A 1725-nucleotide genomic window follows, 5' to 3' on the forward strand; every position below is an offset into this window, starting at 1 on the left:
TCCAGCCGTTCCGCCCAAACGGCTTGGATGTTGGACCGCTCTATCTTCGCAACGCTGTTGAGCCGGTTGTGGCACTCCTGAAATCTCAGGGAGGAAAGTGACCGTTAGTCACGGCTTATGCTGAAATGCCGTTCTATCTCAGTGTGCTAGAAGAAACCTTCAGCGAGGCACCCCAAGCCTCTTGACAGGGGGGGGGCATGCAAACTGCCGAAACGTGCAAGCTTATGCTTCATTGGCAGCATTGGCATTTGCTGAAAATGGCGATCCCGGGAGGACTCGAACCCCCAACATCCTGATTAGAAGTCAGGTGCTCTATCCAGTTGAGCTACGGGACCGTGGCGCGTTCATACCGATTAGAAACACGGTTCGCAAGCCGCTGCCGTTTTACCAAATGTCTGGATTTCTACCTCTGTAACTGCCTCAGACAATAGGTGAAACCGTCTAGCCCCACGAAAAAGAAACACAGCGGGACGCGCGGCGTGATCGCTAAAGCGCGCGTCCGGACCAGGATATATTTTGGGCTGTGTGGCGCGAAGTTCCAAGTCAACGAAAGCCGTCGCAAAGTGGGGCAGCAAGGGTCCATGGATACACGCGCATCGACGCACAGATATTTCGTTCCCGCAATTTCATTGCAGATGTCGCGGCTGGCTTGGCGTTTGGGCGCTCGGTGTGATCCTTTCGTGGGAATGCAGGGAGACAATTTGCGGCAAGCTTGCCAGCGGAGTGACGCGTAGCTTTGCCTGTCTGGGCGTTTACAGTGCAAACCTGTCTAGACGGCACGCACGACGTTGGAGCTGAATTAGGGTGGTCACAGGCTTCGCTCGATCTGCATGAGTATTGAATTGAGCGCAAACCCGAGACCGTCGCGAAGTGGCTCCAACGGAGTGCGTCGGCGCCTGAGTTGATGACTGGTCCGAAGGGGCCCCTTACAAACGGTCTCTTCGAATCAGAGGGGGGGCTGCCCCGCCGAGCGTCCCTCGCGCGAGATCCGGCAGGTGGTTAATTCGGGCTCGCCAATTACGGCAGCGCCTCGGAACAACTGCCTGCCGGTTTTCGCCGCTATTTGATCATGTCCGAGCTTCCGAGCTTTCGGGCGGCTGTCCAGCACCGGCCTGATCCAGATATTGTTCTCCATCCGCCCCAAACGTCATTTGATGCGCAGATGCAGTATCCCTTACTGCTGCGTTGGTGTGTTTGCCTCCGCAGTGACGACGACGACCGGATGCCATCGTGGTTCACATGGAAGGAGTGTGCCAATATGTTTGACCGACGTTTACTCTTTCCGGAGGCCCGACGCCGAAGGCGGTCGCCCAAAACACCGCAAGGCATCGCTTAGGTTCTTAGGGAGGGCAGAGGGCTTTGTAGGCTTTTCGCAGAAGTGCTGCCAAACTGGGCGTGGGTTGTGTGCGAGGTGTTTGGCCCTGTTTTGTTGGGGATTTTGCTGCAAAGGTCGCTCTTATCGAGGGGCGCATTTTTCAAATTGCGGTTTGGTTCCGTGTGAATTTGGATTTTTGGTGAGAAAGTTGAAAAAAGGGGTTGCGAGTCGTTTGGTGTAACCGTAAAAGCCCCTTCACCGGCGGCGCTGAGGCGCTGCGGGACGGACCGGACGGAGCGGACGAGGCGCTGAGAGGCGACACTGAAGCGAAGCGAGGTTGAAGCATACCGAGGATATGGTCAGGCGGGCGCGCTGAGAGATTAGCGCGGCGGTCTGGTTTTTGCCCTCAA

1 tRNA gene is annotated in these 1725 nt (G+C 56.5%); it reads right to left on the minus strand.

The annotated features are described in order from the left end of the window. Positions 1 to 258: 258 nt before the first annotated feature. A tRNA-Arg gene (locus tag J4E08_RS24385) sits at positions 259 to 335 on the minus strand. Positions 336 to 1725: the final 1390 nt, after the last annotated feature.

Origin of the sequence: Sagittula sp. NFXS13, assembly GCF_040148795.1 — a bacterium.
In the GTDB taxonomy this organism is placed as follows: Bacteria; Pseudomonadota; Alphaproteobacteria; order Rhodobacterales; family Rhodobacteraceae; genus Sagittula; species Sagittula marina.